This is a genomic window from Lewinella sp. W8 (genome assembly GCF_004375085.3).
In the GTDB taxonomy this organism is placed as follows: domain Bacteria; phylum Bacteroidota; class Bacteroidia; order Chitinophagales; family Saprospiraceae; genus Neolewinella.
Genome location: NZ_SNAQ03000004.1, coordinates 260,684 through 285,645, shown reverse-complemented (window position 1 = coordinate 285,645; position 24,962 = coordinate 260,684). Strand labels below are relative to the sequence as shown.

Annotated in this window: 19 protein-coding genes; 9 read left to right on the top strand and 10 right to left on the bottom strand. The window is 58.0% G+C overall.

Annotated features, from left to right (window positions below; all coding sequences use genetic code 11):
* The first annotated feature begins 224 nt into the window (after positions 1–224).
* Positions 225–5,102 carry a T9SS type A sorting domain-containing protein gene (locus E1J53_RS07040; protein ID WP_134270931.1) on the top strand — a complete coding sequence of 1,626 codons (4,878 nt, stop codon included), beginning with the start codon at positions 225–227 and terminating at the stop codon, positions 5,100–5,102.
* Positions 5,103–5,249: 147 nt separating this feature from the next.
* On the opposite strand, the gene E1J53_RS07035 is transcribed toward E1J53_RS07040, so the two are convergent.
* Entirely contained in the window at positions 5,250–5,972 is a 723-nt protein-coding gene (locus tag E1J53_RS07035) for a hypothetical protein (protein WP_154640154.1), read from the bottom strand.
* Positions 5,973–6,212: 240 nt separating this feature from the next.
* On the opposite strand from E1J53_RS07035, the gene E1J53_RS07030 reads away from it, so the two are divergent.
* From E1J53_RS07030 to E1J53_RS07015, 4 genes are all read left to right on the top strand, one after another.
* Positions 6,213–6,797: a thymidine kinase gene (locus E1J53_RS07030; RefSeq protein WP_134270934.1), complete on the top strand. Its 585-nt coding sequence runs from the start codon at positions 6,213–6,215 to the stop codon at positions 6,795–6,797.
* A 264-nt stretch (positions 6,798–7,061) separates the two neighbouring features.
* Positions 7,062–7,295 (top strand): FeoA family protein, encoded by a 234-nt coding sequence (locus tag E1J53_RS07025; RefSeq protein ID WP_134270935.1) that lies wholly within the window; start codon positions 7,062–7,064, stop codon positions 7,293–7,295.
* On the top strand, positions 7,277–9,406 hold the full coding sequence (feoB, locus tag E1J53_RS07020; protein ID WP_134270936.1) for a ferrous iron transport protein B: 2,130 nt from the start codon (positions 7,277–7,279) through the stop codon (positions 9,404–9,406). Before E1J53_RS07025 ends, feoB begins: the two co-directional genes overlap by 19 nt.
* Positions 9,407–9,797: 391 nt before the next feature.
* Positions 9,798–9,938: a hypothetical protein gene (locus E1J53_RS07015; RefSeq protein WP_154640153.1), complete on the top strand. Its 141-nt coding sequence runs from the start codon at positions 9,798–9,800 to the stop codon at positions 9,936–9,938.
* A gap of 10 nt (positions 9,939–9,948) precedes the next feature.
* On the opposite strand, the gene E1J53_RS07010 is transcribed toward E1J53_RS07015, so the two are convergent.
* Together E1J53_RS07010 and E1J53_RS07005 are read right to left on the bottom strand one after the other, a co-directional pair.
* The gene (locus E1J53_RS07010; RefSeq protein WP_134270937.1) at positions 9,949–11,406 is read right to left on the bottom strand and encodes a hypothetical protein; all 1,458 of its coding nucleotides are present in this window, start codon (positions 11,404–11,406) and stop codon (positions 9,949–9,951) included.
* 6 nt (positions 11,407–11,412) lie between these two features.
* Entirely contained in the window at positions 11,413–12,822 is a 1,410-nt protein-coding gene (locus E1J53_RS07005) for a hypothetical protein (RefSeq protein ID WP_134270938.1), read from the bottom strand.
* Positions 12,823–13,338: 516 nt separating this feature from the next.
* Between E1J53_RS07005 and E1J53_RS07000 the strand changes: the two genes are divergently transcribed.
* The 3 genes from E1J53_RS07000 to E1J53_RS06990 all read left to right on the top strand — a co-directional run bounded on the left by E1J53_RS07000 (position 13,339) and on the right by E1J53_RS06990 (position 17,113).
* On the top strand, positions 13,339–13,683 hold the full coding sequence (locus tag E1J53_RS07000) for a hypothetical protein (RefSeq protein ID WP_134270939.1): 345 nt from the start codon (positions 13,339–13,341) through the stop codon (positions 13,681–13,683).
* 83 nt (positions 13,684–13,766) lie between these two features.
* On the top strand, positions 13,767–14,939 hold the full coding sequence (locus E1J53_RS06995) for an HlyD family secretion protein (RefSeq protein WP_134270940.1): 1,173 nt from the start codon (positions 13,767–13,769) through the stop codon (positions 14,937–14,939).
* A complete protein-coding gene (locus E1J53_RS06990) occupies positions 14,936–17,113 on the top strand; it encodes a peptidase domain-containing ABC transporter (protein ID WP_134270941.1) in 2,178 nt (725 codons plus the stop codon). Before E1J53_RS06995 ends, E1J53_RS06990 begins: the two co-directional genes overlap by 4 nt.
* Positions 17,114–17,224: 111 nt before the next feature.
* Here the strand turns inward: E1J53_RS06990 and E1J53_RS06985 are convergent, their stop codons facing one another.
* The 5 genes from E1J53_RS06985 to E1J53_RS06965 form a co-directional block, all read right to left on the bottom strand.
* A complete protein-coding gene (locus tag E1J53_RS06985) occupies positions 17,225–17,653 on the bottom strand; it encodes a thioesterase family protein (protein WP_134270942.1) in 429 nt (142 codons plus the stop codon).
* A 73-nt stretch (positions 17,654–17,726) separates the two neighbouring features.
* On the bottom strand, positions 17,727–18,173 hold the full coding sequence (locus tag E1J53_RS06980) for a hypothetical protein (RefSeq protein ID WP_134270943.1): 447 nt from the start codon (positions 18,171–18,173) through the stop codon (positions 17,727–17,729).
* The gene (locus E1J53_RS06975; protein WP_134270944.1) at positions 18,170–18,562 is read right to left on the bottom strand and encodes a hypothetical protein; all 393 of its coding nucleotides are present in this window, start codon (positions 18,560–18,562) and stop codon (positions 18,170–18,172) included. Before E1J53_RS06975 ends, E1J53_RS06980 begins: the two co-directional genes overlap by 4 nt.
* A 133-nt stretch (positions 18,563–18,695) precedes the next feature.
* Complete coding sequence (locus tag E1J53_RS06970; protein WP_134270945.1) at positions 18,696–19,148, bottom strand: NUDIX domain-containing protein; 453 nt, start codon at positions 19,146–19,148, stop codon at positions 18,696–18,698.
* A 1,013-nt stretch (positions 19,149–20,161) separates the two neighbouring features.
* Positions 20,162–20,926: an RNA methyltransferase gene (locus E1J53_RS06965; protein WP_173021388.1), complete on the bottom strand. Its 765-nt coding sequence runs from the start codon at positions 20,924–20,926 to the stop codon at positions 20,162–20,164.
* On the opposite strand from E1J53_RS06965, the gene E1J53_RS06960 reads away from it, so the two are divergent.
* Positions 20,904–23,408, top strand: coding sequence for a BamA/TamA family outer membrane protein (locus tag E1J53_RS06960; RefSeq protein ID WP_173021387.1), 2,505 nt, complete (start codon positions 20,904–20,906; stop codon positions 23,406–23,408). The two genes, E1J53_RS06965 and E1J53_RS06960, sit on opposite strands and share 23 nt — an antisense overlap.
* A gap of 25 nt (positions 23,409–23,433) precedes the next feature.
* Here the strand turns inward: E1J53_RS06960 and E1J53_RS06955 are convergent, their stop codons facing one another.
* Positions 23,434–23,970 carry a hypothetical protein gene (locus E1J53_RS06955; protein WP_134270948.1) on the bottom strand — a complete coding sequence of 179 codons (537 nt, stop codon included), beginning with the start codon at positions 23,968–23,970 and terminating at the stop codon, positions 23,434–23,436.
* 371 nt (positions 23,971–24,341) lie between these two features.
* Positions 24,342–24,887 carry an MOSC domain-containing protein gene (locus tag E1J53_RS06950; RefSeq protein WP_134270949.1) on the bottom strand — a complete coding sequence of 182 codons (546 nt, stop codon included), beginning with the start codon at positions 24,885–24,887 and terminating at the stop codon, positions 24,342–24,344.
* Positions 24,888–24,962 lie beyond the last annotated feature (75 nt).

Sequence of the window (24,962 nt, the reverse complement as noted above, 5' to 3'; positions counted from 1 at the left end):
TCGGGAATTAACGGCAGAACCGACTATTCGCACTTTGGGAGCTGGCCTAATCGATCGGCTTCAAACAAGGTGAGCACGTGTAAGTCATTCATTCTGAGGAAAAAATATCTCATCGGTGAATCCGAACAGCGGGCCATTTACGTAGGTAGGGGTAATACGCTCCGTTTTCCGATTGCTGATTGGAAGACATCGTTCTGAATCACTAACCAATTAAATCAACCCGTATGTACCGCACTTTAACCCGAATACTTATTCTGGCGGGATTTGTCCTGTCAACTTCGACACTTCTGGCAGACCGCATTACCGTTTCTTCCGCACTGGATGCAGGACCCAATACGCTGCGGGCAGCCGCGATGGCTGCCGTTAGCGGAGACACCATCGACTTTTCTTCCACGCTTAACGGCACGACGATTCTGTTGTTGTCGGGAGAAATCACCATCGACGAGTCCGTTACGATACTCGGTAATGGCCTGACCAATACCCTCATCAGTGGCAATACCTCCGGCCGGATTTTCAACGTAACGGGTGCCGGAGTAACGGCTTCCTTTACCAACCTGGCCTTGCTTGCGGGACGGGCAACCACCAGCGGTGGCGCCATCCTGGTAACGGACGCCAGTGTGACCATGACTAATTGCTCGATAACCGCGAGCGTTGCGGCGGGAGCCAATGCCGATCAGGGTGGCGGTGCCATCGCCAACGACGGCGGTTCCGTCATGCTGACTGGTTGTATGCTGATGGGCAATACCGCTACGGGAGCCTCCGGTAGTGGTGGTGCCATCCTCAACGTTAACGGGGGGGCACTGATCGTGTCCAGTTCCACCATCGCCATGAACTCCGCCAGTCGCGCGGGCGGTGGCATTGAAGATGCCTCGGGTGCCGGATCAACCTTTCTGTTGACCGACGTAACGCTACGCGCCAACTCCACGGGCTCCGCACCGGGTAACGGCGGCGCCGTTCATATCTCCGGCGACGGCAACCTGACCATCACCGGCGGAACGGTCGTAGGAAACACCGCAGCTTCCGAGGGTGGTGGCCTGTGGAACGGCACGGGTACCATGACGGTAAGTGGCGTAATGATCGACAACAACGAAGCTCAGGGTGACGCCGCCGATACCGGTGGTGGTGGTTTGTTCAACAACGGGGGCACCCTGGTGGTGAACAACTCCACGATGATCACCAACAACCGCGCCACGGGTACTTCCGGCAGTGGTGGGGGCATCCTCAACGTCGATGGCTCGACCCTGACCGTTACGGACGTTACCATTTCGGGTAACTCCTCCAATCGTGCGGGCGGCGGCATCGAAGACGTCTCGGGCTCGGCGACCACGGCTACGATTACCAACGTAACCTTTAACGGCAACACCACCGGCAGTATGCCGGGTAATGGTGGTGCGGTGCACATCACCGGCCCCAGTAACATGAACATTACCGGTGGGTCGGTCGTCAACAACACCGCGGCCGCCGAGGGTGGTGGCCTGTGGAACGGCACCGGAATCATGAATATTACCCGGGTGATGATCGACGGCAATACCGCCAGCGGTGCTGGCGCCGACCAGGGCGGTGGTGGCGTTTTCAACGCCGGCGGAACGATCAATATCGCCGACAGCACCATCATTACTAACAACGTAGCCGACGGTGCAGCCGGCAGTGGTGGCGGTATCCTTAACGACGCCGGTGGCTCGCTGACGGTCGCTAATTCTCGCCTGTCCGGCAACTCCTCCAATCGCGCGGGTGGTGGCATTGAAGATGTCTCCGGTGCGGGAACCACCTTCACGATCTCAAACTCCATCCTGAGCGACAACACCACCGGCAGCAGCCCCGGTAACGGTGGCGGCGTTCACATCTCCGGCGCGGGTGATCTGACCATCTCCGGGGGTATGGTAACCGGTAACGTAGCGGCCCTCGAAGGAGGCGGCCTGTGGAACGGTTCGGGCACCATGACGGTGAGTGGCGTAATGATCGACAATAATGAAGCTCAGGGTGACGCCGCCGATGACGGCGGCGGTGGCCTCTTCAATAACGGGGGTACGCTGGTGGTCAATAACGCCACGGTAATCAGCAACAACCGCGCTACGGGTACCTCCGGCAGTGGCGGTGGTATCCTGAACATTATGGGCTCAACGCTGACCGTCGTGGACGCTACCATCTCGGGCAACTCCTCTAACCGTGCGGGGGGTGGTATCGAAGACGTATCGGGTGCGGCCACTACGGCCATCATCACCAACGTGACTTTTGACGGTAACTCCACCGGCAGCATGCCGGGTAACGGTGGTGCCGTGCACATTACGGGGCCCAGTAACATGAACATTACCGGTGGTTCGGTCGTCAACAACACCGCCGCCGCCGAGGGCGGTGGATTGTGGAACGGTACCGGCACCATGAACATCACCCAGGTGATGATCGACGGCAATACCGCCAGTGGCGCCGGATCCGACCAGGGCGGTGGTGGCGTTTTTAACGCCGGTGGAACGATCAACATCGCCGACAGCACCATCATCACGAATAACGTAGCCGACGGCGCAGCCGGCAGTGGCGGCGGTATCCTCAACGACGCCGGTGGCTCGCTGACGGTAACTGATTCCCGTATTTCGGGGAACACCTCCAACCGTGCCGGCGGTGGTATCGAAGATGTCTCCGGTGCGGGCACCACCTTCACCGTGGCCAGAACCACCATCACGAGCAATTCTACGGGTAGTAGCCCCGGTAACGGCGGTGGCATTCACATTACCGGTATGGGTGATCTGAACATTTCCGGCGGTTTGGTCGCCAACAACACGGCCTCCGCCGAAGGGGGTGGACTGTGGAACGGCACCGGAATCATGACGGTAAGCCGCGTAATGATCTCCGGAAATACGGCCAGTGGTGCCGAATCCAACCAGGGAGGCGGTGGCCTCTTCAACGCCGGCGGAACCATTAACGTAGTAGACAGCACCGTCATCGAAAATAACGTAGCGGACGGTATGGCCGGCAGTGGCGGTGGTATCCTCAACGACGCCGGTGGCTCACTGACGGTGACCGATTCCCGTCTGACGGGTAACACCGCCGTACGCGCCGGTGGTGGTATTGAAGACGTATCGGGAGCCGGCACCAATTTTGCCGTGACCCGGACGACCATCAACGATAACATGACCGGAAGCAGCCCCGGTAACGGTGGCGGTATCCACATTACCGGTATGGGTGATCTGACCATTTCCGACGGTAGCGTAACCGGCAACGTAGCCGCCCTCGAAGGCGGTGGCCTCTGGAACGGATCCGGCACGATGACGGTGAGCGGTGTAATCATTGACGATAACGAAGCTCAGGGTGATGCGGCCGATGATGGTGGTGGCGGACTGTTCAACAACGGCGGTACCATCGTCGTCGTTGACTCCACGGTGATCAGCAACAACCGCGCCTCCGGAACTTCCGGTAGTGGTGGGGGTATCCTCAACATCTCCGGATCAACACTGACCGTAACCAATGCGACCATCTCCGGCAACTTCGCCAACCGCGCTGGTGGCGGTATCGAGGACGTTTCCGGTGAAATGACTACCGCCATCCTGACCGACGTGACCTTTGACGGTAACTCCACGGGTAGTGCACCGGGCAATGGTGGTGCGGTCCACATCACGGGCCCCAGCAACATGAACGTCACCGGTGGTACGGTGATCAACAATATGGCCGTTGCCGAAGGCGGTGGGCTCTGGAACGGTACGGGCGTCATGAACATCACGGGCGTGATGATTGACGGAAATACCGCCAGTGGCGCGGAATCCAACCAGGGTGGTGGCGGCGTCTTCAACGCCGGCGGAACGATCAACATCGCCGACAGCACCATCATCATCAACAACGTTGCGGACGGTGCAGCCGGTAGTGGCGGTGGTATCCTCAACGATGCCGGTGGATCCCTGACCGTAACCGACTCTCGCCTTTCCGGCAACTCGGCGGTCCGCGCCGGCGGTGGCATCGAAGACGTTTCCGGTGCCGGAACCACCTTCACCCTCACGGGAGTAGTACTGACCAACAACACCACCGGAGCCAGCCCCGGTAACGGTGGTGGTGTGCACATCACCGGCGACGGAGACCTGACCATGACTGGCGGCCTGGTGGCCGGCAACTCTGCCGCCGCCGAAGGCGGTGGCCTCTGGAACGGTGCCGGACTGATGACCCTCACGGAAGTAAGTGTCGAGAACAACATCGCGATGGGTGCTGACCCCACCAACGGTGGTGGTGGCGTATTCAACGCTGGTGGTACGATCAATATCTCCGCTTCGACCGTTAGTGAGAACACCGCCATGAGCACCGGTAACGGTGGTGGTATCCACAATGCCGGTGGTGGTACGATGACCATGACGAGCAGTACCGTGAGTGGTAATGCCAGTGCTTCGGGTGGTGGCGCCATTGCCAACGCCGGAACCTTTACCATCAATACGTCCACCATCGCTAACAACTACGCCATGGGCAATGGTGGCGGACTGCTGCAATTCTCGGCGATGGACAGCCTGTCCATCAACGGCTCCATCCTGGCAACGAATACGGCCGATGGCTCGGGTATCGACCTGTCCGGCATGGGGTCCTTCACCTCCGGAGGGTACAACATCGTGGGAGCGGACGACGAGTCTGCCTTCATGGCTGAACCCACCGACACCGTCGGTACGGCCGAAGAACCGGTTGACCCCAAAGTCATGCCGCTGGCGGACAATGGCGGTTCCACCAAAACCCATGCCCTCGATTGTCCCAGCCCCGCCATCGACATGGGTAACCCCGACGCCATGGGACCCGACCAGCGTGGTGAAGCCGTCTTCGGTGACAGCAAGGACATCGGTTCCTTCGAACGTCAGATGGAATGTACTACGAGTAACCGCAATTTTGAGGAACTCCTCGGTGCGGAACTGTACCCCAACCCGGCGGCCGCTTCCTGGGTGACGGTAACGCTTCCGATTCAGTACCCCACGGCAGAGCTAAGCATCGTTGACATGGGAAGCGGTAGAATTATCGATACCCGTCGAATCTTCGCGGGTAACAACGACGTCAACATTACTAACCTGCCCAACGGCATGTACGTCCTACGGATCATCTCCGGTGACCGTCAAACGCGGAAGCGTCTCGTGGTAACCCGGTAAGGTAGCCAGGACCAATACTGATTAGCAGGAAACCTGCGGTTCGGGAAGTGAATAATTCGTTCACCTCCCGGTCCGCAGGTTTTCTTTTTTGGGGATACCGGTAACAGGCTAGTGGGAAGTCTGCTTTCCAAGAAAGCACCCGGAACGTTAGGCGTACCGTCTCCGGATGAGGTCGATAAACTCCAGGGCGGTTTCCCGCCGCTCTTCCAGCGTCCAGTCAAAGCGCTTGGCGAGGCTTTCCAGCACGGGGCGGGCAGCCTGGAGGCTGCCGGAACTGTTGAGCGTCCGCAGGGTGGTATTCAGCAGGTCATTATCGTCACCGAAGAGTTCTTTGGTGTAGAGTAGTCGACTATTGATCGAAAGGGCCCGGGTCAGGTCATCGACCGATTGGCTCCCCAATTTGGCGGCCAGGTGGCTGCCGCCGTCCTGGGAGAACAGGGCGGTAATTTCCCGACTGGCTGAGCTCGGTGCGGGAGCCGGTGGCGGGGTCGGAGCCGGCTTTGGCGGCGGTGGTGGGGTCGGCACTGCTACCTCGGGTTTGCTTTCCACCGGCGGTGGCGGCGGTGGCGGTGTGACCGGCTTGGGTGTTGGGGGCGGTGGTGCCGGAGCGGGCGGCGGCGTTGCCGGCTGGACGGGCGGAGGGGGCGCTGCCTGAACGGGTTTTGGGGGTGCCGGTTTGGGGGCCGGTGTTGGCGGCGGCGGGGTGGCCGGTTGTCCGGCGGCGTTCAGGTAGTACTCGTAGAGTTCCCGGAGGTAGCCCAACATCAGGTCGCGTTCCATGGTGGACAGCGATCCTCCCTCATCCAGCTGAAGGCTTTTGTGGAGCGCATTGATACGATTGAGCAGGCGATTGGCTTGCGAGTGGGGCATGTGGGGAGTTTTTCGGTACTTTGAGCGCCAAATTAACGATCTCCGGACGATAGAGCTTGCTTCGACGTCAATATTCGATCGTATTTAGGCCCTCCCGTAGTGTACGGTGCCGGTAATTCCCTGCTTTAGCCCCGCTAATCCACCGGATTTATCCTTCACCCCCACGGTTTCTACGGTATTGGGCGTTGACGTTACGCAAGCCCGAAGAGGAATTACCATCCGGTAAAAAAGCGAGTATTCATGTTTCTAGAGCCTAACTTCAGTGGTCAGCGTAGTGGATGGATTGAAGTCATTTGCGGGAGTATGTTTTCCGGAAAAACGGAGGAACTGATCCGCCGGCTGAAGCGCGCCAAAATCGCCGGGCAGAGCGTAGAAATTTTCAAACCCAAAATTGACACCCGCTACGGAGAAGAACGGGTGGTGAGCCACGACAGTAATTCCCTGTTGGCTACCCCCATCAGTGACACGCGTAAAATCCTGAACGTGGCGGAGGAAGTAACCGTGGTGGGGCTCGACGAAGCACAGTTCTTCGAAATGGACGTCGTCAAGCACGTCCAGACTCTGGCGGATCGGGGAAAAAGGGTAATCATCGCCGGCCTGGACATGGATTTCCGGGGGGAACCCTTTGGGCCAATTTGCAGCTTGCTGGCCGTTGCGGAATACATCACCAAGGTGCACGCCATTTGTTCTCACTGCGGTAATCTGGCCACCCATTCCTACCGGCTTACGTCGGAACAGGATACGGTGGTGCTCGGCGAGAAGGATCTTTACGAAGCGCGTTGCCGCCGTTGTTACCGGATGGGCAACATTCTGGAATTGAAGTAAGGACGTGGCCGACCCATAGCGGCAAAAAAATCGAACTTGCCGACATGACGAAAATCATGGCTCCCCGGAAATTCGGTTGGCACCTGCTCCGCCATGATGATATGCGTCATTATCGGGCAAAAAGGGCGGGAAAAATTCATCGGTAAGCAACAAGAGTCGCATCTTGGTTGTCTATCGCATAACCACTAAAGTGTCATAATTTATTTAGACTCTTTAAAAACAATTGCGTCCCAACTATCTTTGGTCCCGTAAATCGCCGTTAATATGCCCTTTCCACTCGTTGCTGCCGCTCCTCATTTTGCTGCCGGACAATCTGGCACCATTGAACGCTTCACGAACAAGAAGCTGGCCAGCAAATTGATGGACATTGGCGTACGACCAGGTTCACGGTTGCGGATCATCCGCAAATCTCCCTTTGGTAGCAGCTGGTACGTGAAGATTGACCGCCAGTGCTTAGCCCTTCGGAAGCAAGAATTGGCATGCATCATGATCAAATAAACCCCCGGCCTACGGTAGGCCTGGTGGGTAATCCCAACAGCGGAAAATCCTCGTTATTTAATCTGCTTACGGGTCTTCGGCAACGGATCGGAAACTTTCCCGGGGTCACCGTCGAAAAGAAGGCCGGTACCCTGCGACTGGAAGGACTGCCCGAGGTGGAAATCATTGATTTCCCGGGGGCCTACAGTTGTTATCCCACCAGCCTGGATGAGCGTTTGGTGGTGCAGGAGTTGACTAATCCCGAAGGCGACCTCTTCCCCGATGCGCTGATCTACGTCGCCGACGTCACCAAGCTGGATAAGCACCTGCTGCTGTTCACCCAGCTGCGGGACCTCGACCTGCCGATGATCCTGGTCCTGAACATGGCCGACCTGATCGAGACCAACGGGCTCACGATTGACATTCCCAACCTGAGTAAAAAACTGGGGGTTCCGGTGGTGCCCGTCAGCGCCCGTGAAGGGCGGGGCGCCGAGGAGCTCAAGGCGGCCGTGGCGGATTTGCTGCGGTCTCCCCTGGATTACCGTCCCGAAGAACCCTTCTTCGAGCCCGGGGCCAGCGCCCGGGACGTTCTGGCGGAATTGCGGCAGGACCTGCCCGCCCGCAACGACTACCACGCCCTGCTCATGATTCATCATGCTCCCTGGCTGAAGCACGTTCCGGAGCCCCTGCGGCACCGGATCCAGAACGCCAAGATGAAGCATAATTTTCATAGCCTTCAGGCGCAGGTGGAGGAAACCATGGCCCGCTACGACGGCTTTGAGCCCATCGTGAAACGGGCCGTCCACCACGCGGGCGACCGCTCGACCACCAGTGATAAAATCGATGGGATCCTTACCCACCACGTCTTCGGCCCGATCATTTTCGTGGCCATCATGCTCCTGTTGTTTCAGGCGCTTTTTGCCTGGGCCAGCCTGCCGATGGACCTGATCGAATGGTTCTTTGAGGTTCTCGGGGAAGGCGTACGCAATAACCTGGCGGCCGGCTGGCTGACGGACCTGATCGTGGACGGCATCATCGCCGGCCTGGGGGGCGTACTCGTTTTTGTTCCCCAGATCGCCATCCTGTTTTTCTTCATCGCCATCCTGGAGGAAGTTGGTTACCTGGCCCGGGCCGCCTACATGTTCGACAGCATCATGCAGCGTTTTGGCCTCAACGGGCGCTCGGTGGTGGCCCTCATCAGTGGCCACGCCTGCGCCATTCCCGCCATCATGAGCACCCGGACCATCGCCAACTGGAAGGAACGACTGTTAACCATCCTGGTTACGCCGCTGACGTCCTGTTCGGCCCGCATTCCGGTCTACGTCATCCTGATCAGCTTTGCCGTTCCGGAGGAAACCTTCCTTGGCTTTGGACTGCAGGGCCTGGCCTTCGCCGGACTGTACTTTCTTGGCATCCTGGCGGCCATGCTTTCCGCGTTGGCGTTTAAGTACATCATGAAGACCCAGGAGCGTAGCTTCCTGATGCTGGAGCTGCCCACCTACCGCTCACCGGTGTGGCGCAACGTAGGTATTACGGTGTGGCAAAAGGTCAAAACTTTCATGGTGGAGGCCGGAAAGATCATCCTCGTCATCAGCATCATTCTGTGGGCGGCGTCTTCCTACGGACCCGCCGACGATATGGCAGCGGCCGAGCGTGCCGCCGAGCAGATGGCCGTTGAGCTGGCCTTGAGCGAAGACGAAGCGGCGGATGTTCTGGCCGGACAGTTGCTGGAAGCCAGCTACGCCGGGCACATCGGCAAGTTCATCGAACCCGCCATTGCTCCGCTGGGCTACGACTGGAAAATCGGCATCGCCCTGTTCACCAGTTTTGCGGCGCGGGAGGTCTTCGTGGGCACCATGGCCACCATCTACTCCATCGGCAGCGCGGACGATGAGCTCCGTATCCGCGACCGGATGGCCGAGGAGGTTAACCTCGTCACTGGCGAACCCGTCTACAACCGGGCCACCTCCTGGAGCCTGCTCGTGTTTTACGTATTCGCGATGATGTGCATGTCCACCCTCGCGGTCACGAAGCGGGAAACCAACAGCTGGAAATGGCCGGTCATTCAGTTCACCTTCATGACCGTGCTGGCCTACGTCAGCGCCATGGGGGTATACCAGTGGTTGAGTTAAGGCGGCAAGTAGCTTTTCAGGACCGGTCTTTTCCAGAGACACTTCCGTGCTTCAGGCAACCGATGTTACCATTTTATCGAGGAGTATAAGCAAGGGCGCTCACCGCAGGTGCAGGCTAATGGCCCCTCATCGCTTCGGGGCCCTCCGGGGGCGCAAAAATTATTGGATTTTTCCGGAAATCAGCCTTAGCCATAAAGGAGGCGAGTAGCGATAATTTAGGAGAAGAAAGGAAGACGAAAAATTGCAAGAATTTGATAATCAGGCTACTATAAAATTTGGAAAACTGACTTTTACGGAAAATTGACGAACGGTATTTGGCAATTTGTCCTTTGGTCGGAATAATGTTCGGTGCATCTTTGAAGCATCTTCTTAACACCATAAATACATAATCATGAAAGATGCAATTAAAAATAAGGAAGTAAAAGTATTGGACCTCGACACGCTTAAGACCATTTTCGGAGGTGATGGCAATCCGGTAGATGACATCATTACCGACCCCGCAAACATCGTTACGGAGGATATCGACATCTAAGAAATCCGTGCTATTTAGGCAGTATACAATCTTTAATAATCGACCATAAATAGTCATATCTAATAATTTCCACGAAAGTGTGTTGATGAGTTTCCCCCAGGGGGAGCTCATCAATTTTTTTCAGGTATTGTCGTTCTGCTTCGGCCACCGTCTTTTTACTGATGCCCTTTTTGGCCAATAGAATCAACGACCGCACAAACAGCTTGCTCCGACCCAGCTTGGCTCCCCTCATGTGGCGCTGCAAATACTTTTGTAACGCATCCACTTCATCCCATAGCCCTTCTTTTTGGTGGTTAACCACCAGGTAAGTCACCTTCAGGACGAAGATCTGTACGTTCCGGAGCGACTTTTCCTTATTTGCGTGGCTAAAGGTATTGAGGAACTTACGCAGCCGGAATTTACGGAAGAAGGTATCCTCCGGAGCCTGTTGCACCCGACCGATATCGATCAGGAACTGAAGGTATCCGGCGAAGATGTCAATGGTTTCACCGTGCGTTTTTGACAGGGTGGCCTTGTATTTCTTGAGGTTAATGGTTCTGAAGAAGTCGTAGGCTTCCTGAAAATGGCCCGTTCTCAGGCACAGCAAGATGGTCAGCTCCTGGATCAGGGCCTGGTTCAGGGCTACCTTGACGCCGGCCTCAATGAGCCGGGTAGCGGTGGTATAGCCTTCCTCAAACCGTTCCAGATGGAGGCATGCCCGGATTTTGTAGAGCTCGAAAACCTGGATCAGGCGGTCACGGTTGGGGGAGTTGAGGCCCCGGAAGGTGGTGATGGCTTCCTCGGTGAGGGCCAGCACCCGCTCGTAATCAAAGATGGAGAAATAGTAAATCGCCTCAATGGCGTAGATGTTGTAGTTGATTCTCTCGTCTTCAAAGCGATTTTTCAGGGGAGAAAATTCTTCGATGGCCTCGCGGGAGAAGGCCTCAATTTTTTCCGAAGACTCCCGCTGGTTTTGCATGAAGGAGGTGTGGAACAGGGCGGCAAATACCTTCTGACCGTGGTACACCAGTTCACTAAGATTGTCTTCCTCCTCGGCCTTGTCGGGCCGGTCCCGGGTGATCAATTCCTGCAGTTGCAACGAAGCTTCGGGAAGGGAGAACTTCCGGTGCAGCACCGTGGGGTCAAAGTCTGAGGGTACGCCAAGGGGAATCAACTGTACGTCCATTTTACCCACCGCGATGCGCTTCCAGCTCCAAAGTGCCGCTTCGGCGCGGCTTTCCGGCAAGGGCTCCTGGGGCTGGATGGCGGTGATGCCGTTGATGAGTGCCAGCTTCAGGTGGTGCTTTACCTTCCGGAAACTACTCTTACTGTGATCCATGTCCAGGTAGCTTGCGGCAGACTCATTGCTGGGGACTTCGGCTTTCCGGAGGTACCGGTGCATTCGCTCGGCTAACCGCCCCATCTTGGTCTGGCCAACCGGCAGGAAGCCATCCCCAAGAATTTCGGTGAGTTCTTTGAGGTCTTCCATGGGCGTTTATCTTGAAGTGGAGCTTCTGGTGGAAATCCTTTTCATCCCGAGTTCGGCCGCAAAGGCTTCCCACACCATTTCCAGGGGGACCACCTCCATGAGGGGGTCCGCTACGGCAAGTCCCTCCATGCGCGCCAGGTGCTTTTCGGCGTGGCGCAACACGGCCACCCGGTGAAAGGCCTGGGCGGGAATAACGCTCAGCGCCCGGATGAACTGACGCACGCGACGATCGGGGAGGTTCTTTACGTTGGCCCCCAAGTCTTCCAGGCGGTTCTTAACGGAGGAAAACCTACGCCGGGCTAATTCCTGAAGCGCCTGAATGACGTCAAAATGAAAGCCATACACCTCCGGCGTGTCGTGTCGGTCGAATCGTTTTTTGGCCCGAATGAAGCTGGGTTTCCGGGTCTTTTCCGCCTCAATTTTTAGTTTTCCCGTCTCGTGGAGCCACCAGAGATAAGCTTCAAATACGGAGAGGGAGGCCCAACCGTCCATGGACGACGTCTCGCTGACCAGGTAACCCTCCAGGCTGACGAAGTAACGCCAGGCTAATCGGTACTGACCGGCCCGCAGGGCCAGCAGAATGATCAATTCAGCATTTTTTGCGTACCCCAGGGTGCCGAGCTCCTGGCTTTCCAGGTAACGCTGGGCAAAGTCAATCCCTTCCTCATACTGCCGGGTCTGCAGGTAGGCAAAGCCAAGGCTGGCTTCGAAGGGAGCCGACAGATAGTGATGGTGGGCCGGCTGGGTTTGCAGGAAGCCAATGGCTTCCCGTCCAACCCTGATGATCGTGGCGTAGTCCGCCCGCCCGAGGGCCGTCTTCAGCTCCAGGAGGTAACAAGAGAGGTGCAACCGAAGGTTATCGACTTCTTGGCGGTAGCTGGCGATGCCGTTCAAAACCTGCGAAGCCTTAGCGGCTGCTTCCGCTGGCCTTCCTTCTCCGAGCAGCGCCTCCACCCCCTGGGTGGCGCACCTGATGTGTCGGATCTGGTAATCCAGTTGGCGGTAGTAAGTAGCCTTTTCGCGATAGTAACGGTAGGATTTGGGGCGATAATAGCGATTGGCCAACAGCAGGTTCAGTAGTTCAGAGGAAATGCGGGCGGCATCCACGAGCGCGTATTCCTCGGCAATCCGGAAAGCCTCTTCGAGAAAGGGGATAACGATGTTGGATTTGGCGACCATACTTTGTCGCTTGGCCACGGCGATCAGTTTCCAGACGTATCGGGCCGCTTCGTTGGGGTCGTTGGACGACCGCTGACCGGTTTTTACGGAAGTCAGCGCATTGATGGTGGCCAGTTTCAGGAAGTGCGCGGCGCGCTTGTAGCGGGCACCGCCCGGACGTACCCCCATGGCCACTGCGGCCCGTTCGGGAGTGGGAGTGGTATGGTTCATCAGGTACTCGTACAGCACCAATGCCATCTTTCCTGTCTTCGAACTGGTATCCAAAGGCAGCTGCTTCTTACCCAGTCGGGTAAGGAGGCCTACTAAATTTTCCATCCTTTATCCAGTACTACTAGTCTCAAAAAAAGCGACTTGAAAGTAACAAGGATATGGGAAGTAAACAATTTATGGATGATTTATATATGCCTTTTCCTTTATTGATAAGGCCTTGAGGGTGATTTAGGTGACGCTTTACCCCCTGGAGTGGGCATTTGTGATGAGTTAAGTAGTTGTTGTTCAGATGTTTGTGGCTTAATTGCGGGAATAAGTTTCGTTTTTTTCTTAGAACGGTACTCCTCAAACTGTCTTTGACCCGGAGGGGAACGGGAATCATATTTGTTACCACTGATTGATTTCTGAAGCACAAATTTTAATACTCCTACAATGAACCGACAGCTTTCTCCGTACCATCAATATTTACGAAATTGTCAATCCGGGATCCCCGCTGAAGTCGTCCTGGGATCACCGAAATACCGGGACTGCCGAAACTTTGGGGTGTGTAAAATTCACCTGGAGCCCAGCGTTCAGGATTGCCAGTGCGACAACCTGGTGGCGGCCTACCTCCGGCTCGACCCTCCTACGGGAAGATTATTACTCCACTTCCTTGGCTGCTCAATTTCTCCGGACTGTCGGCAGCGCTTCTTCGCCAACCGCTCCTTCCGGATTGAAGACGATTTTCCCCTCCCGATTCCGGTGATGGACGCGCTGAATCTGGGCGGACACTCCTTCTATCTTGAACGGGGTGACTACCCTCTGCTGGAAGACGATCACTTTCTGACGGTTTCACTCCGCCTGGGCAGCACCGCTGCCCTGGGGGTACCCCAGCGGATGGCGGCCTAACGGCCACCCATCATCGGTTCTTTTGTACGGCGTATTCGGCTCCGCGACGCGGGCCACGATTTCTCACCCTAGCTTCCTTAATCATGTCAAAGAACCTTCCGAAGGGGCCCTTCCCCTTTCCCCTCGTGACCGACAACGTAGAGGCACTCTACGCCCGCCACCATCTGCGGGGACGGTCGATTTACCTTTTCACCATTGCTGCAGTACTGCTCGCCCTGGCGGCCCTGCCCGTGATTAGCGTGGACGTGAGCAGTCAGGCCCGGGGCGTTCTGCGCCCCGCCATCCAGCACACCCCCCTACTGACGGCCAGTGGCGGACAGGTGCTGCTCTCCCGCCTGGAAGAAAACCGGTCCGTTCGCCGGGGGGATACCCTCCTGGTGGTGGACACGGGGGCCCTGGAAGAAGAACGGGAGTACCTGCAGCAGGAACGGGCCGATCGGCATCAGCTCATGCGGGACCTCCGCGAGTTGCTGGCCGCCCTCGAAACCGAGCGCTTTCCCCAGCTTCTCACCGCCCTTTACCAGCGGGATTATCAGCGGTTCCGAGAGCAGCTCGACGCTGCGGCCCTGAAGGTGCAGCACGCCGAGCGCCAGCTCAAGCGCCAGCAAACGCTGATGGAATCCGGCTCCATTGCGCGGATGGACCTGGAGCAAACCCAGTTCGAGTACGATCTGGTGACCAGTGAGCACCAGCAAATCCGGGATCAACGTCGTCACCTCTGGACTCAGGAGCTGGTGCGGACCGAGCGCGAAGCTGCCGATCTCACGGCCCAACTGACCGCACTGCACCTGCGGGCACGCCAATTCATCCTGACTGCCCCCGTCGACGGTGACTTGATGAAGGTCGCGGGCATTCAGGCGGGCTCCCAGGTGACGGCCGGACAGGAACTGGCCGTCATCTCTCCCCACGGCGACCTGGAGGTGCTGCTGAGCGTGAGCCCCAACGACATCGGCCTGATCAGCAAAGGAATGCCCGTTCAACTCCGGATGGACGCCTTCAACCACCACCACTGGGGATTGGGACGGGCCACCGTGATGGACATCGCCCGGGACGTCAGCATGCAGGATGGCGCACCTTCTTTCTTGGTGAAGGCCCGGCTGGAAGCAACGGAACTGCAGCTGGACAACGGCTACGTCGGCCGCCTGCAAAAGGGCATGACGTTTACCGCCAACTTCATCCTGGCCCGTCGGACGCTGGCCCAACTCCTTTTTGATCAAATGAGCGACTGGTTCGTCGCCGAAAACCCAGCCTCATGAAAAAGACCATCAAACAACACGACCGCACGGATTGCGCCGCCGCCTGCCTTGCTTCCATCGCCGCCCACTACAAACTTGGCGTTCCCATTGCCCGCATCCGCCAAATGGCGAGTACCGACCAGAAGGGGACCAGCCTCTACGGGATGATGCAGGCTGCCCAGAAACTGGGCCTTAGCGCCCAGGGCGTCAGTGCTGATTTTGCCGCCCTGCAGGCCAGCGTGGAGCTGCCCGTGGTGGCCCACCTCCAGCTCCCGCGCGGGTCCCACCATTTCGTTGTGCTCTACAAAGTGACCGATCGTTACGTCAAACTCATGGATCCCGCCACCGGGAGAATGGAGAAGCGCTCGGTGGAGGAGTTTCGGGAACTGTGGACGGGTGTCCTGCTCCTCATCGCTCCCGGTACCGATTTCCGCCGGGGGGACGACCGCACCAGCATCGGCCGGCGCTTCCTGGCGCTGCTCGGTCCCCACCGGTCCACGCTGACCCAGGCGCTGTTCGGCGCGGTGGTGTACACCATTCTGGGCCTGAGCACCTCGATCTACCTGCAGAAGATCACCGACAACGTACTGATCAACGGCGACCTTTCGTTGCTCAACCTCCTCAGCCTCGGGATGCTCCTGCTGCTGGCCTGTTCCGTGTTCCTGAACGTGATGAAATCCGTCATGGTCCTCCGCACCGGACAGATGATCGACGCCGGCCTCATCCTCGGATATTACAAGCATCTCCTGCGCCTGCCGCAGCGCTTTTTCGATACGATGCGCACGGGCGAGATCGTCTCCCGTATTGGTGACGCGGTAAAGATTCGGGCCTTCATCAACGACGTGGCCATCACCATCATGGTGAACCTCTTCATCGTGGGCTTTTCCTTCGCCCTGATGTTCACCTACTACTGGAAACTGGCCCTGGTCCTGCTCGCGATCGTTCCGCTGTACACCCTGATCTACTACGTTACCAACCGGCTGAACCGCCACCGGGAACGCGACCTGATGGAACGGGCCGCCGACCTGGAAAGCCAGCTTGTGGAAAGCATCAATGCCGCCCGTACGATCAAGCAGCTGGGGTTGGAGGACCACGCCAACCGGGAGACGGAGGCTCGCTTCGTGCGCCTGTTGCGGACCACCTATCGCTCGGGCCTCAACGGTATTTTTTCCGGAAATGCCTCAGAATCGGTGAGCCGCCTCTTTACCGTCATCCTGCTTTGGGTCGGGTCCTACTTCGTCATCAGCCGGGCCATTACGCCCGGCGAACTGCTCGGCTTTTACGCGCTGGTGGGCTATTTCACCGGTCCGGCCCGCAGTCTGATCGGCCTGAACAAAACCATGCAGAAGGCCATCATCGCCGCCGACCGGCTGTTCGAAATCGTGGACCTGGAACAGGAGGAAACGGCCCCGGAACAGGTCGCCCTGACCGACGAGTTGCTGGGGGACATCCGCTTTAGTAAAGTGAACTTCAGCTACGGATCGCGGGCCGACGTCTTCACCCAGCTGGACCTCACGATTCCCGCCGGAAGGGTAACCGGCATCGTGGGGGAAAGTGGCTCCGGCAAGTCCACCCTGGCGGCCCTGGTGCAAAAGCTGTATCCCGTCAATGGCGGAAAAATCATGCTGGGGGACATCGACTTGTCCTACGTCAACACGGCTGACCTTCGGTCCCGGATCGGAGTGGTTCCCCAGCAACTGGACTTGTTCTCCGGCAACCTGATCGACAACATCGCGATCGGTGACGGGCAACCGGATATGCAGCGGATCCTGACCATCTGCCGCGAACTCGGCCTGCTGGAATTCATCGAGGACCTTCCCGCGGGCTTCCATACCCACGTGGGTGAAAATGGCGTCAACCTGAGCGGCGGGCAGCGGCAGCGGCTGGCCATCGCCCGGGCACTCTACCGCAATCCGGACATTCTGATTCTGGACGAGGCCACGGCTTCTCTGGACTCCGGCAGCGAGCAGTACGTTCAGCAGACCATCGAAAAACTGCGCGCGGCGGGCAAGACCATTCTCATCATCGCCCACCGCCTGAGCACCATCATGGACGCCGACCAGATCATCGTCCTGGAGCAGGGGCGGGTCATCGAAACCGGTAGCCACGATCAGCTCATCGCGGCGGAGGGCAAGTACGGTGAATTGTGGCAGAAACAATTCCCTCCCGGGGTAATCCGCCGGTTGGCGGCGTAGCGGAGCACGTGGGCTTTTCCGGAGTTTCGTCGGGGGGCTCAAATTGAGATAATGGCGAGGACGCAGGTGCCAAAGTAACGGGTATGGCCGGAGTGGGTGTCACCCCGGGTGCTAGTCTTCTGGGCTAATGAACCAGCGCTGCAGGGAGGCCCGTGCGGCCTCCGTCAGGGGAGCGGGCCGGGCGGTCTGATCGCTCACCTGGACGATGACGGTTTCGGCGGAGGCGACGCAGATGTCGCCCTGGAAAAGTTGTTGGTAGACCCCAACGGAGCTGTTCCCGATTTTGGTGATGCCCGTGCCGATTTCAACCCGTCCGGGCCAGTGAATTTCCCGGATGAAGTTGATGTGCATGGAGGCGATGACGAAGCTGTGCCCTTCCGCTAGCAGGGGGGCTTCCCGGTGGTAGATGAACTCTACCCGGCCGGTTTCCAGAAAGGTGGCGAACGTAGCGTTGTTTACGTGCCCCTGCCGGTCGGTATCCGCGTAGCGGAGTTTGTCGTAAGCTTGGAGGGGGAAGTCAGCCAGGGTTTTTTCCTGCATGAGAGGGGATTTAGACATCAAGACGGGGCGGAAAATAAGGAGAGATTTTCTACGTCGGCGGAATAAGCATCCTTTATGAGTCTGCTTTGGTGGCGGCCTCCACTTCCGCCCAGGTAGCCCAGACGTCGGTCACGAGGGCTTTGAATTCGGTGCTGTCTTTTCCGTGCTCGATGATCGCAAACACGTCGTGCATCTCACCGCGCAGTTCCGGATAGCGGTCCGTAACGGAGGTCGTAGCCCGCCAGGCGGCGATGTGGGCGGCGAAGCCCCGGGTGAAGGCTTCGGGACATTCCGAAAAGTCGAGGGCGGCCAGTCCGTCGGCGTAGTCCGTAATTACTTTACTGAGGGCCGTCTGCTCCGTGGCGTGGTTCCGGATTTTACCCAGCTCGGCATCCCGCTCCAGAATGCGGGCGGTGCAGGGAAGATCTGCCTGGGCGTCGGCACCATCGGGGGGCGAAGACGGACAGGCGGTCACGAATACCGCAAGCAGGAAAATGAACGGGGTGAATCGGAACATCATACCGGTTGTTTTGTGGGTGATCTCCAGTGCTCCCGGACGGTGAAGATGACCGTAACCCAAAAGGGAAGGGTGGAGGAGAGGATGCTGAGCCGACTTTCCAGTAGTCCGATGAAGAGCATCAGTCCCAGTAAGAGTCCGAGGCAAACAACGCCCAGTGCCGTAAGCCACCTGCCGGGCACCCGCTGAAAGAGGGTCGCCAGCAGCAACAACTGACCGCCGAGGGGGAGGAGGGTAAAGGGGTGGAGCACCGAGGTGGGGTCTTCGAAGAGCTTACTCAGGACCTCGAATTCCATCTGGTACAGAAAGGCGGCGTTTCCGCCGCTCCACTCGAGGTAGCCGAAGAGGGAGGAGATGATTAGTGCCAGATTAAGGAGCTTTTTTCTCGACATGGGCCTCAGCGGTAAGTGTAACTAGTCAATAAATGGTGAAACCCGACTACCCGTGCTGGGAAGGCGGGGCAATCAAGTTAGGGGATAGGATGATTAGGGGACAAGTTTTTAACGGGAGGAATTCCGCAGCTTCCTACTCAAAATTTTTCCACCACAGGGCCGCTATCCATTCTCCCTGCTCGCCGGCCAGTTCGGGGAGGTCGGCGAAGGAGCGCCACTCGAAGAGGAATACGAGGCCCTCATCCTCCTCCCCGGAGGATACGCGGTGCTGGAATTGGTTGGGGCCTCCGCTGGGATATTCCAGGCGGTAGAAATACCGGAGGTGGCGCTCATTTTTTCCGGGATCAAAGTAGGTGGATTGTCGCAGGAACTCCACCCGCAGAAAGCCGGCGAGGCCGGCTTCTTCTTCGACTTCCCGCAGCACCCCACGACGGGGATCTTCCCCGGCCTCCAGGGTGCCGCCGGGCACCTGCCAACCGGCCTCCGGGTAGTCGCGGTGGGCGAAGATGAGCAGCTGCCACTCCTCGTCCTCTTCCCGGACGATGTAGGCCAGGACTTTCTCCTTGTCGATGTTGCGGGTGGCCATGGGGTGGTAAAGTAGGGTAAATTCATTGAGGGGGCAGGCATCACGCGAAAGCAGGCCAGGTAAGCGGGGGGCTTGAGGAGGTGGACGCAAATCTTTCGGTAGGGTTTTACCGCTATTGATGATACTTGGGTGCGGGAGATGGCGGTATTCTCTACTTCAACGACCGGCTTGCGGAGCAAGCCTATTCCGTTGTTTTTTCTTGTGGAGCAAGCCTTTTCTGGAAAGATGTTCGGTACTGGGAATGGCTCGGCGTGGAACGCCTCGACCGGTTTGGGGGCCACGGGATTCGTTTTTTTATTCAACGGCCGGTTTGTGGGGTGAGCCTATTCCGGAGGTTTCGACCGGCTTGCGGGAGCAAGCCTATTCCGTTGTTTTTTCTTGTGGAGCAAGCCTTTTCTGGAAAGATGTTCGGTACTGGGAATGGCTTGGCGTGGAACGCCTCGACCGGTTTGGGGACCACGGGATTCGTTTTTTTATTCAACGGCCGGTTTGTGGGATGAGCTTATTCCGGAGGTTTCGACCGGCTTGCGGGAGCAAGCCTATTCCGTTGTTTTTTCTTGTGGAGCAGCCTTTTCTGGAAAGATGTTCGGCACTGGGAATGGCTCGGCGTGGAACGCCTCGACCGGTTTGGGGGGGTGGGATTCGTTTTTTTATTCAACGGCCGGTTTGTGGGATGAGCTTATACCGGAGGTATCGACCGGCTTGCGGGATCAAGCCTGTTCCGTTGTTTTTTCTTGTGTAGCAAGCCTTTTCTGGAAAGATGTTCGGTTCTGGGAATGGCTCGGCGTGGAACGCCTCGACCGGTTTGGGGGCCACGGGATTCGTTTTTTTATTCAACGGCCGGTTTGTGGGATGAGCTTATTCCGGAGGTATCGACCGGCTTGCGGGAGCAAGCCTATTCCGTTGTTTTTTCTTGTGGAGCAGCCTTTTCTGGAAAGATGTTCGGCACTGGGAATGGCTCGGCGTGGAACGCCTCGACCGGTTTGGGGTGGGCTTCCCCACCGGACTACTTTCTAGCGCTTTATTCCGCCAAACCTCAGCCCGCCACAGAGGATGCCGGCGGCAACCGCCACGTTCAGGCTTTCGGTGTCCCGGGCGGCGGCCCGGGGGATGTGGAGCCAACGTTGCACCTGCGCTCGCGCCCCCTCGCTAATGCCGGGGCCTTCCGCGCCCACCACGAGGAGGCCGTGCTCCGGCGGGGTGATGCCGTAGATGTTTTCACCGGAGAGATCCGCGCCGAAAACGGGCAGTTCCGGAAACTGATCGGTGATGGCGGCCAGGGTTCCGGTCTGGTAGTGGATGCGGAGGAAGGAGCCCATGCTGGCCTGGATGCTCTTGCTGTTGTAGAGGTCGGCGGTGCCCGGTCCGCCGATGACGTGGGCGAAGCCGAACCAGTCGGCGATCCGCAGCAGGGCCCCGAGGTTGCTGGGCGACTGCACGCCATCCAGGTAGAGCGACCAGCCCCCGGCCATGTCCGGCGGAAGCTGCTCCGGGAACTGCGGTAAATCCACTACGGCCAGGACCTCGTTGGGGGTCGTCAATTGTGAGATCCGGGCCAATTCTTTGGGGCTCACCGTCGTTATGGGAAGGTCAGCGGCATCCGGCCGCTGGCGGACCCACGCTTCGAGTGCATACACCCGATCCACCGCATACCGACGTTGGTCGAGCAGTTCCCCGACGATTCGACCTCCTTCGGCGGTGAATTTGTGGTAATTTTGCCGCATCTTCTTTTGACGCAGGCTACTTATGAACTTGATGGTACCGGAACTAATGGGCATACTGAGGCGGACTTTCCGCCAGGGTGGACCCGCCATCCTGTTGCTGGTCCTGCTGGCGTCTTGCAATAGTACCAAATATCTGGCGGAGGACCAGGAATTGCTGGTCGGGCAGCGCGTCCGGCTCATCGATCCGAAGCGGATCGACAACCGCTCCGACGTCGCCTACGAACTCTCCACCCTCGCCCAGCAAAAGCCCAACGGCAACTTCCTCTTCCTCTGGCCGCGGGAATACTTCTACCTGGCCAACAACAAACCCAAGGACACCACCCGGATCGACCGCTTCCTGCGCAACACCATCGGGCAGGAGCCGACGGTGTACAGCGACAGCATCAGTCGCCGCTCGGCGGCGACCATGGCCGAGTACCTCCAGTACCAGGGGTACTTCAACGCCCGGGCCTACCACGAGGCGGATCGGGGACGGCGAAATAAAGTCAGCCTCATCTACCACGTGGAGGCCGGCAAGCGCTACGTGATCGACAGCGTGTCGTACGACAGTCCGGACCCGACCCTGGACAGCCTGCTGCAGCTCGCCAGGCAAGACAGTGAACTGCGGACCGGAGACCCCCTCGACCTGAACCGTTTCGACCAGGAGAAGTCTCGCCTCAGCCGCTTCTTCCGCAACCAGGGCTACGCCTACTTTTCCAACGCCTACTTCGATCAGCTGGAGGTGGACACCAGTCGGCGTTCCGGCTACGCGGACATCTTCCTGAATATCCTCCCGCCCCAGCAGGAAGAAATCCTGCGCCGCTACCGCGTGGGTAAGGTGACGGTAATCACTGACTTTGCCGCGATCTCTCCCGGGCAGGCCAGCGGTTTTGCCCGGGATACGGTCATCGATGACATTCGCTTTCTGTCGCGGACGGCCGCCTTTCGCGTGCGACCGGAAATCCTGATTCGTAACATCTTCATCAGGCCCGGAGAATTTCACAGCCGGGAAAATTTTGAAAAGACCAACCTGGCGTTGAACGGGCTGGGCATCTACCGCTTCGTGCGCATCAACCAGCAGATTGATACGCTGGAGCGGGACGTGATCAACTATCAGGTACAGCTGACGCCCAGCAAGCGAATGGCCATCGGGGCGGACCTGGACCTGAACTACACCAACCGCACGGGCATCAACCCCGGAGTACCGCCGAACCTCATCGGCCTCAGCGTAACGCCGAGTTTCCAGAACCGCAACGTCTTCCGGGGGGGCGAGCTTTTGGTGACCAGCATCCGGGCCGGGGTGGAGGTGGACCCCACGGGTAATTCCCAGTTCTTCAATACCGCCGATCTCGGGGCCGACTTGAGTCTCTACCTGCCCCGGTTCAAGGATTTCGGCCTTTACAAATTTCTCAATCGGGTGCCGCTACCCGGTGGCGGACGCCTGCTTTCCGATAACCTGCTGACGCAGTTCCGGGAGCGGGCGAGCACCCGCTACGGGCTCTCCTTTGAGTACCTCCTGATCCGGAACCTGTACTCCTTCACCGTCGCCAATGCGCGACTGGGCTATGACTTCCCGAAGTCGCCCACGACCAATTACCGCATCGATCATCTGGCGATTGACATTCTCAATCCGCGCACCGAAGCCCTGTTCGACACCATCCTGGCCGATAACCCCTTCCTGCAGCGCAGCTTCGGGGAGCAGTTTTTCGTCAGCTTCCTCTTCCGCAACCTGGAATTCAACCGGGTGGGTCGGGTAGACCGGCGCGGCCGGGCCGTGACCATGAACGGGGAGTTCGAGATTGCCGGAGCGGAGGTGCACGCCATCAATGGCTTGCTCAACGCCTTCCGTCAGGAAAACAAGACCCTCACGCCGGGAGACAGTGCGACCTACGCCAAGTACTTCCTCACCCGACTGAACCTCAGCTACAACAAGCAGTACACTCCGTTGACCAGTTTCGCCAGTCGCCTGATCATCGGTTTTGCCAGTCCGTACGGTGGGGCGGAGGCCGTCCCCTTCGTCAAACAGTTCTTCGTGGGTGGGGCCAATACCATGCGGGCCTGGGCACCCCGGGGCCTCGGCCCCGGCGGCTACGTCGATCCCCTCAGCCTGGAGAACAATAATAACCTGCGGCTTTTTCAGACCGGTGATCTTCACCTGGAGCTTAACCTCGAATACCGCTTCAAACTGTTCTGGCAGCTCCGGGGGGCCTTCTTTGCCGACATCGGCAACGTCTGGACCCTCGATGAGGATCCCGAACGCCCGGGCTCTCAGTTTCGCTTCGCGGCCCGGCCGAACGACGATGGTACCTTCGTGCACCAACCCTTCTACCGCCAGCTGGCCGTTGGCGTCGGCACCGGACTCCGCATCGACCTGAGCTACTTCATCTTCCGCCTGGATACGTCCCTGCCCGTCCGCTACAACTACCCGCAGGATGGCTTCGGCCAGCCCATCCTCCGCGACGGCTCCAACATTCCGGAAAGCGCTTACTGGCGTCGGCTACAGCGACTGGGCCTGAGTGACTTCACGTTTCAGCTCGGCCTGGGATATCCGTTTTGATGGTTGAGGGGAGTGATCCCAGCCATTACTGTTTCGTGAGGAAAAAGAATTCCCGCTCCAGTTCTCGTTGCATTCTGCTTACGCTGCCGCGCATCAGGAGATAGGGAAGGCCAAACATGAAGAGGGCGTGAAGCAAAATAAAGGGGAGAACGAAGACGGGCATTGCGCCGTCCATCTCTCCGGCGCCAAGGAAAATGGCGATGAAGATCACGTAAAACAGGGCTACAAAGATGTAGAAGGGGATCATGACGCCGCTAAATCCGTTGATCTCCGTATCGATGATCAATTGCTCCCCCTCTTCCCGGTAGGTACCGCTGGCGATGGCGAGGTTCATGTTAAAGTCAAACAGTCTCTTCCGACGCTTAATCCTGAAGCCCCGGAGATCCACGTGCCCCTTGTATTCGTTCTTGCTCGACGAAAACACGTCGAAGGAGTCCGAAAAGATACCAATGCTGCCCTCGTCTACCTGCTCCCGAAGTCGGGACACGAAGACGGTTTTGGGAAGGTTCAGGCGAATCGTCTGGTATTGGAGGAGGTGTAGTTTTTCGAGAAGGTCTTTCATGCGGTCAGGTGGGGTGTTCGTGTACGTGATAAAGACGTGCTTTTGGCGAAGATGCATAAACGGCATATAGCAGTTCTGGGCATTTTTCGACTAATGGAGCTTATCCGTGGTAGTACAGCGGTCTGCAGAAATACTACCCGTCTTGATGGTCTGATGGAACTTTAGGGCGATCACCGCAGGTGCAATATACTCTACCAAGTGCAGTGTTTCGTCGGGTGATATTTGGAGGAAATATCCTTGCGTTGTCGCAATAGTTTTAGCCATTGGCGCTTCTATTTCGCCGGATAAATCCGGCGCTACGGCACGGGAGACAAGTATTTTCGGAGCTTAAGATTAGGGGCATTTCACGGAATCTTTTTCTCATAAAAAGTCTACACCCGCTCCAGCTTTTGCCACGGCCGCGGCGGCAAGACCACCCGAATCTCATCTCCGACGGTCACTTCTCCTCCTTCCAAAACGATGCCCATGATTCCTGCTTTGCGGATCAGGTTTCCCTCCTCGTCCCGGTCCAGGACCGCCTTCATCAGCCCTGACTGAAAGGCGTCCAGTTGTTTGCAGGGGTTCCGGAGTCCGGTGACTTCCACCCTGGCCGTGGGGCCGAGCTGCAGTACGGTCCCGCGGGCTAACCCGAGGAGGTCTACACCTTCGGTGGTAATGTTTTCCCCCATTTCTCCGGGCTTCACGGCGAATCCCTTGTCCTCCAATTCCTCAAATAACTCCAGGTGGATTAGGTGAACCTGCCGCAGATTCGGCTGCGTCGGATCCTTTGCCACCCGCGAGCGGTGCTTAACGGTCTTGCCCAGGTGGGCGTCACCCTCAACGCCCAGGCCTTTGAGTAGGACGATACAGTCCGCCGAGTTTTTGTGGAAGGTGTGGGTGGCGCTTTTACTTACGGATCGTACGGTTGGGGTAGGCATTGGTGTTGGGTTAATGGGTGTCTATTGAATACGCTTATCGTGCGGTGTCGGTTTCCAAGGATGGCAAGAGACAAG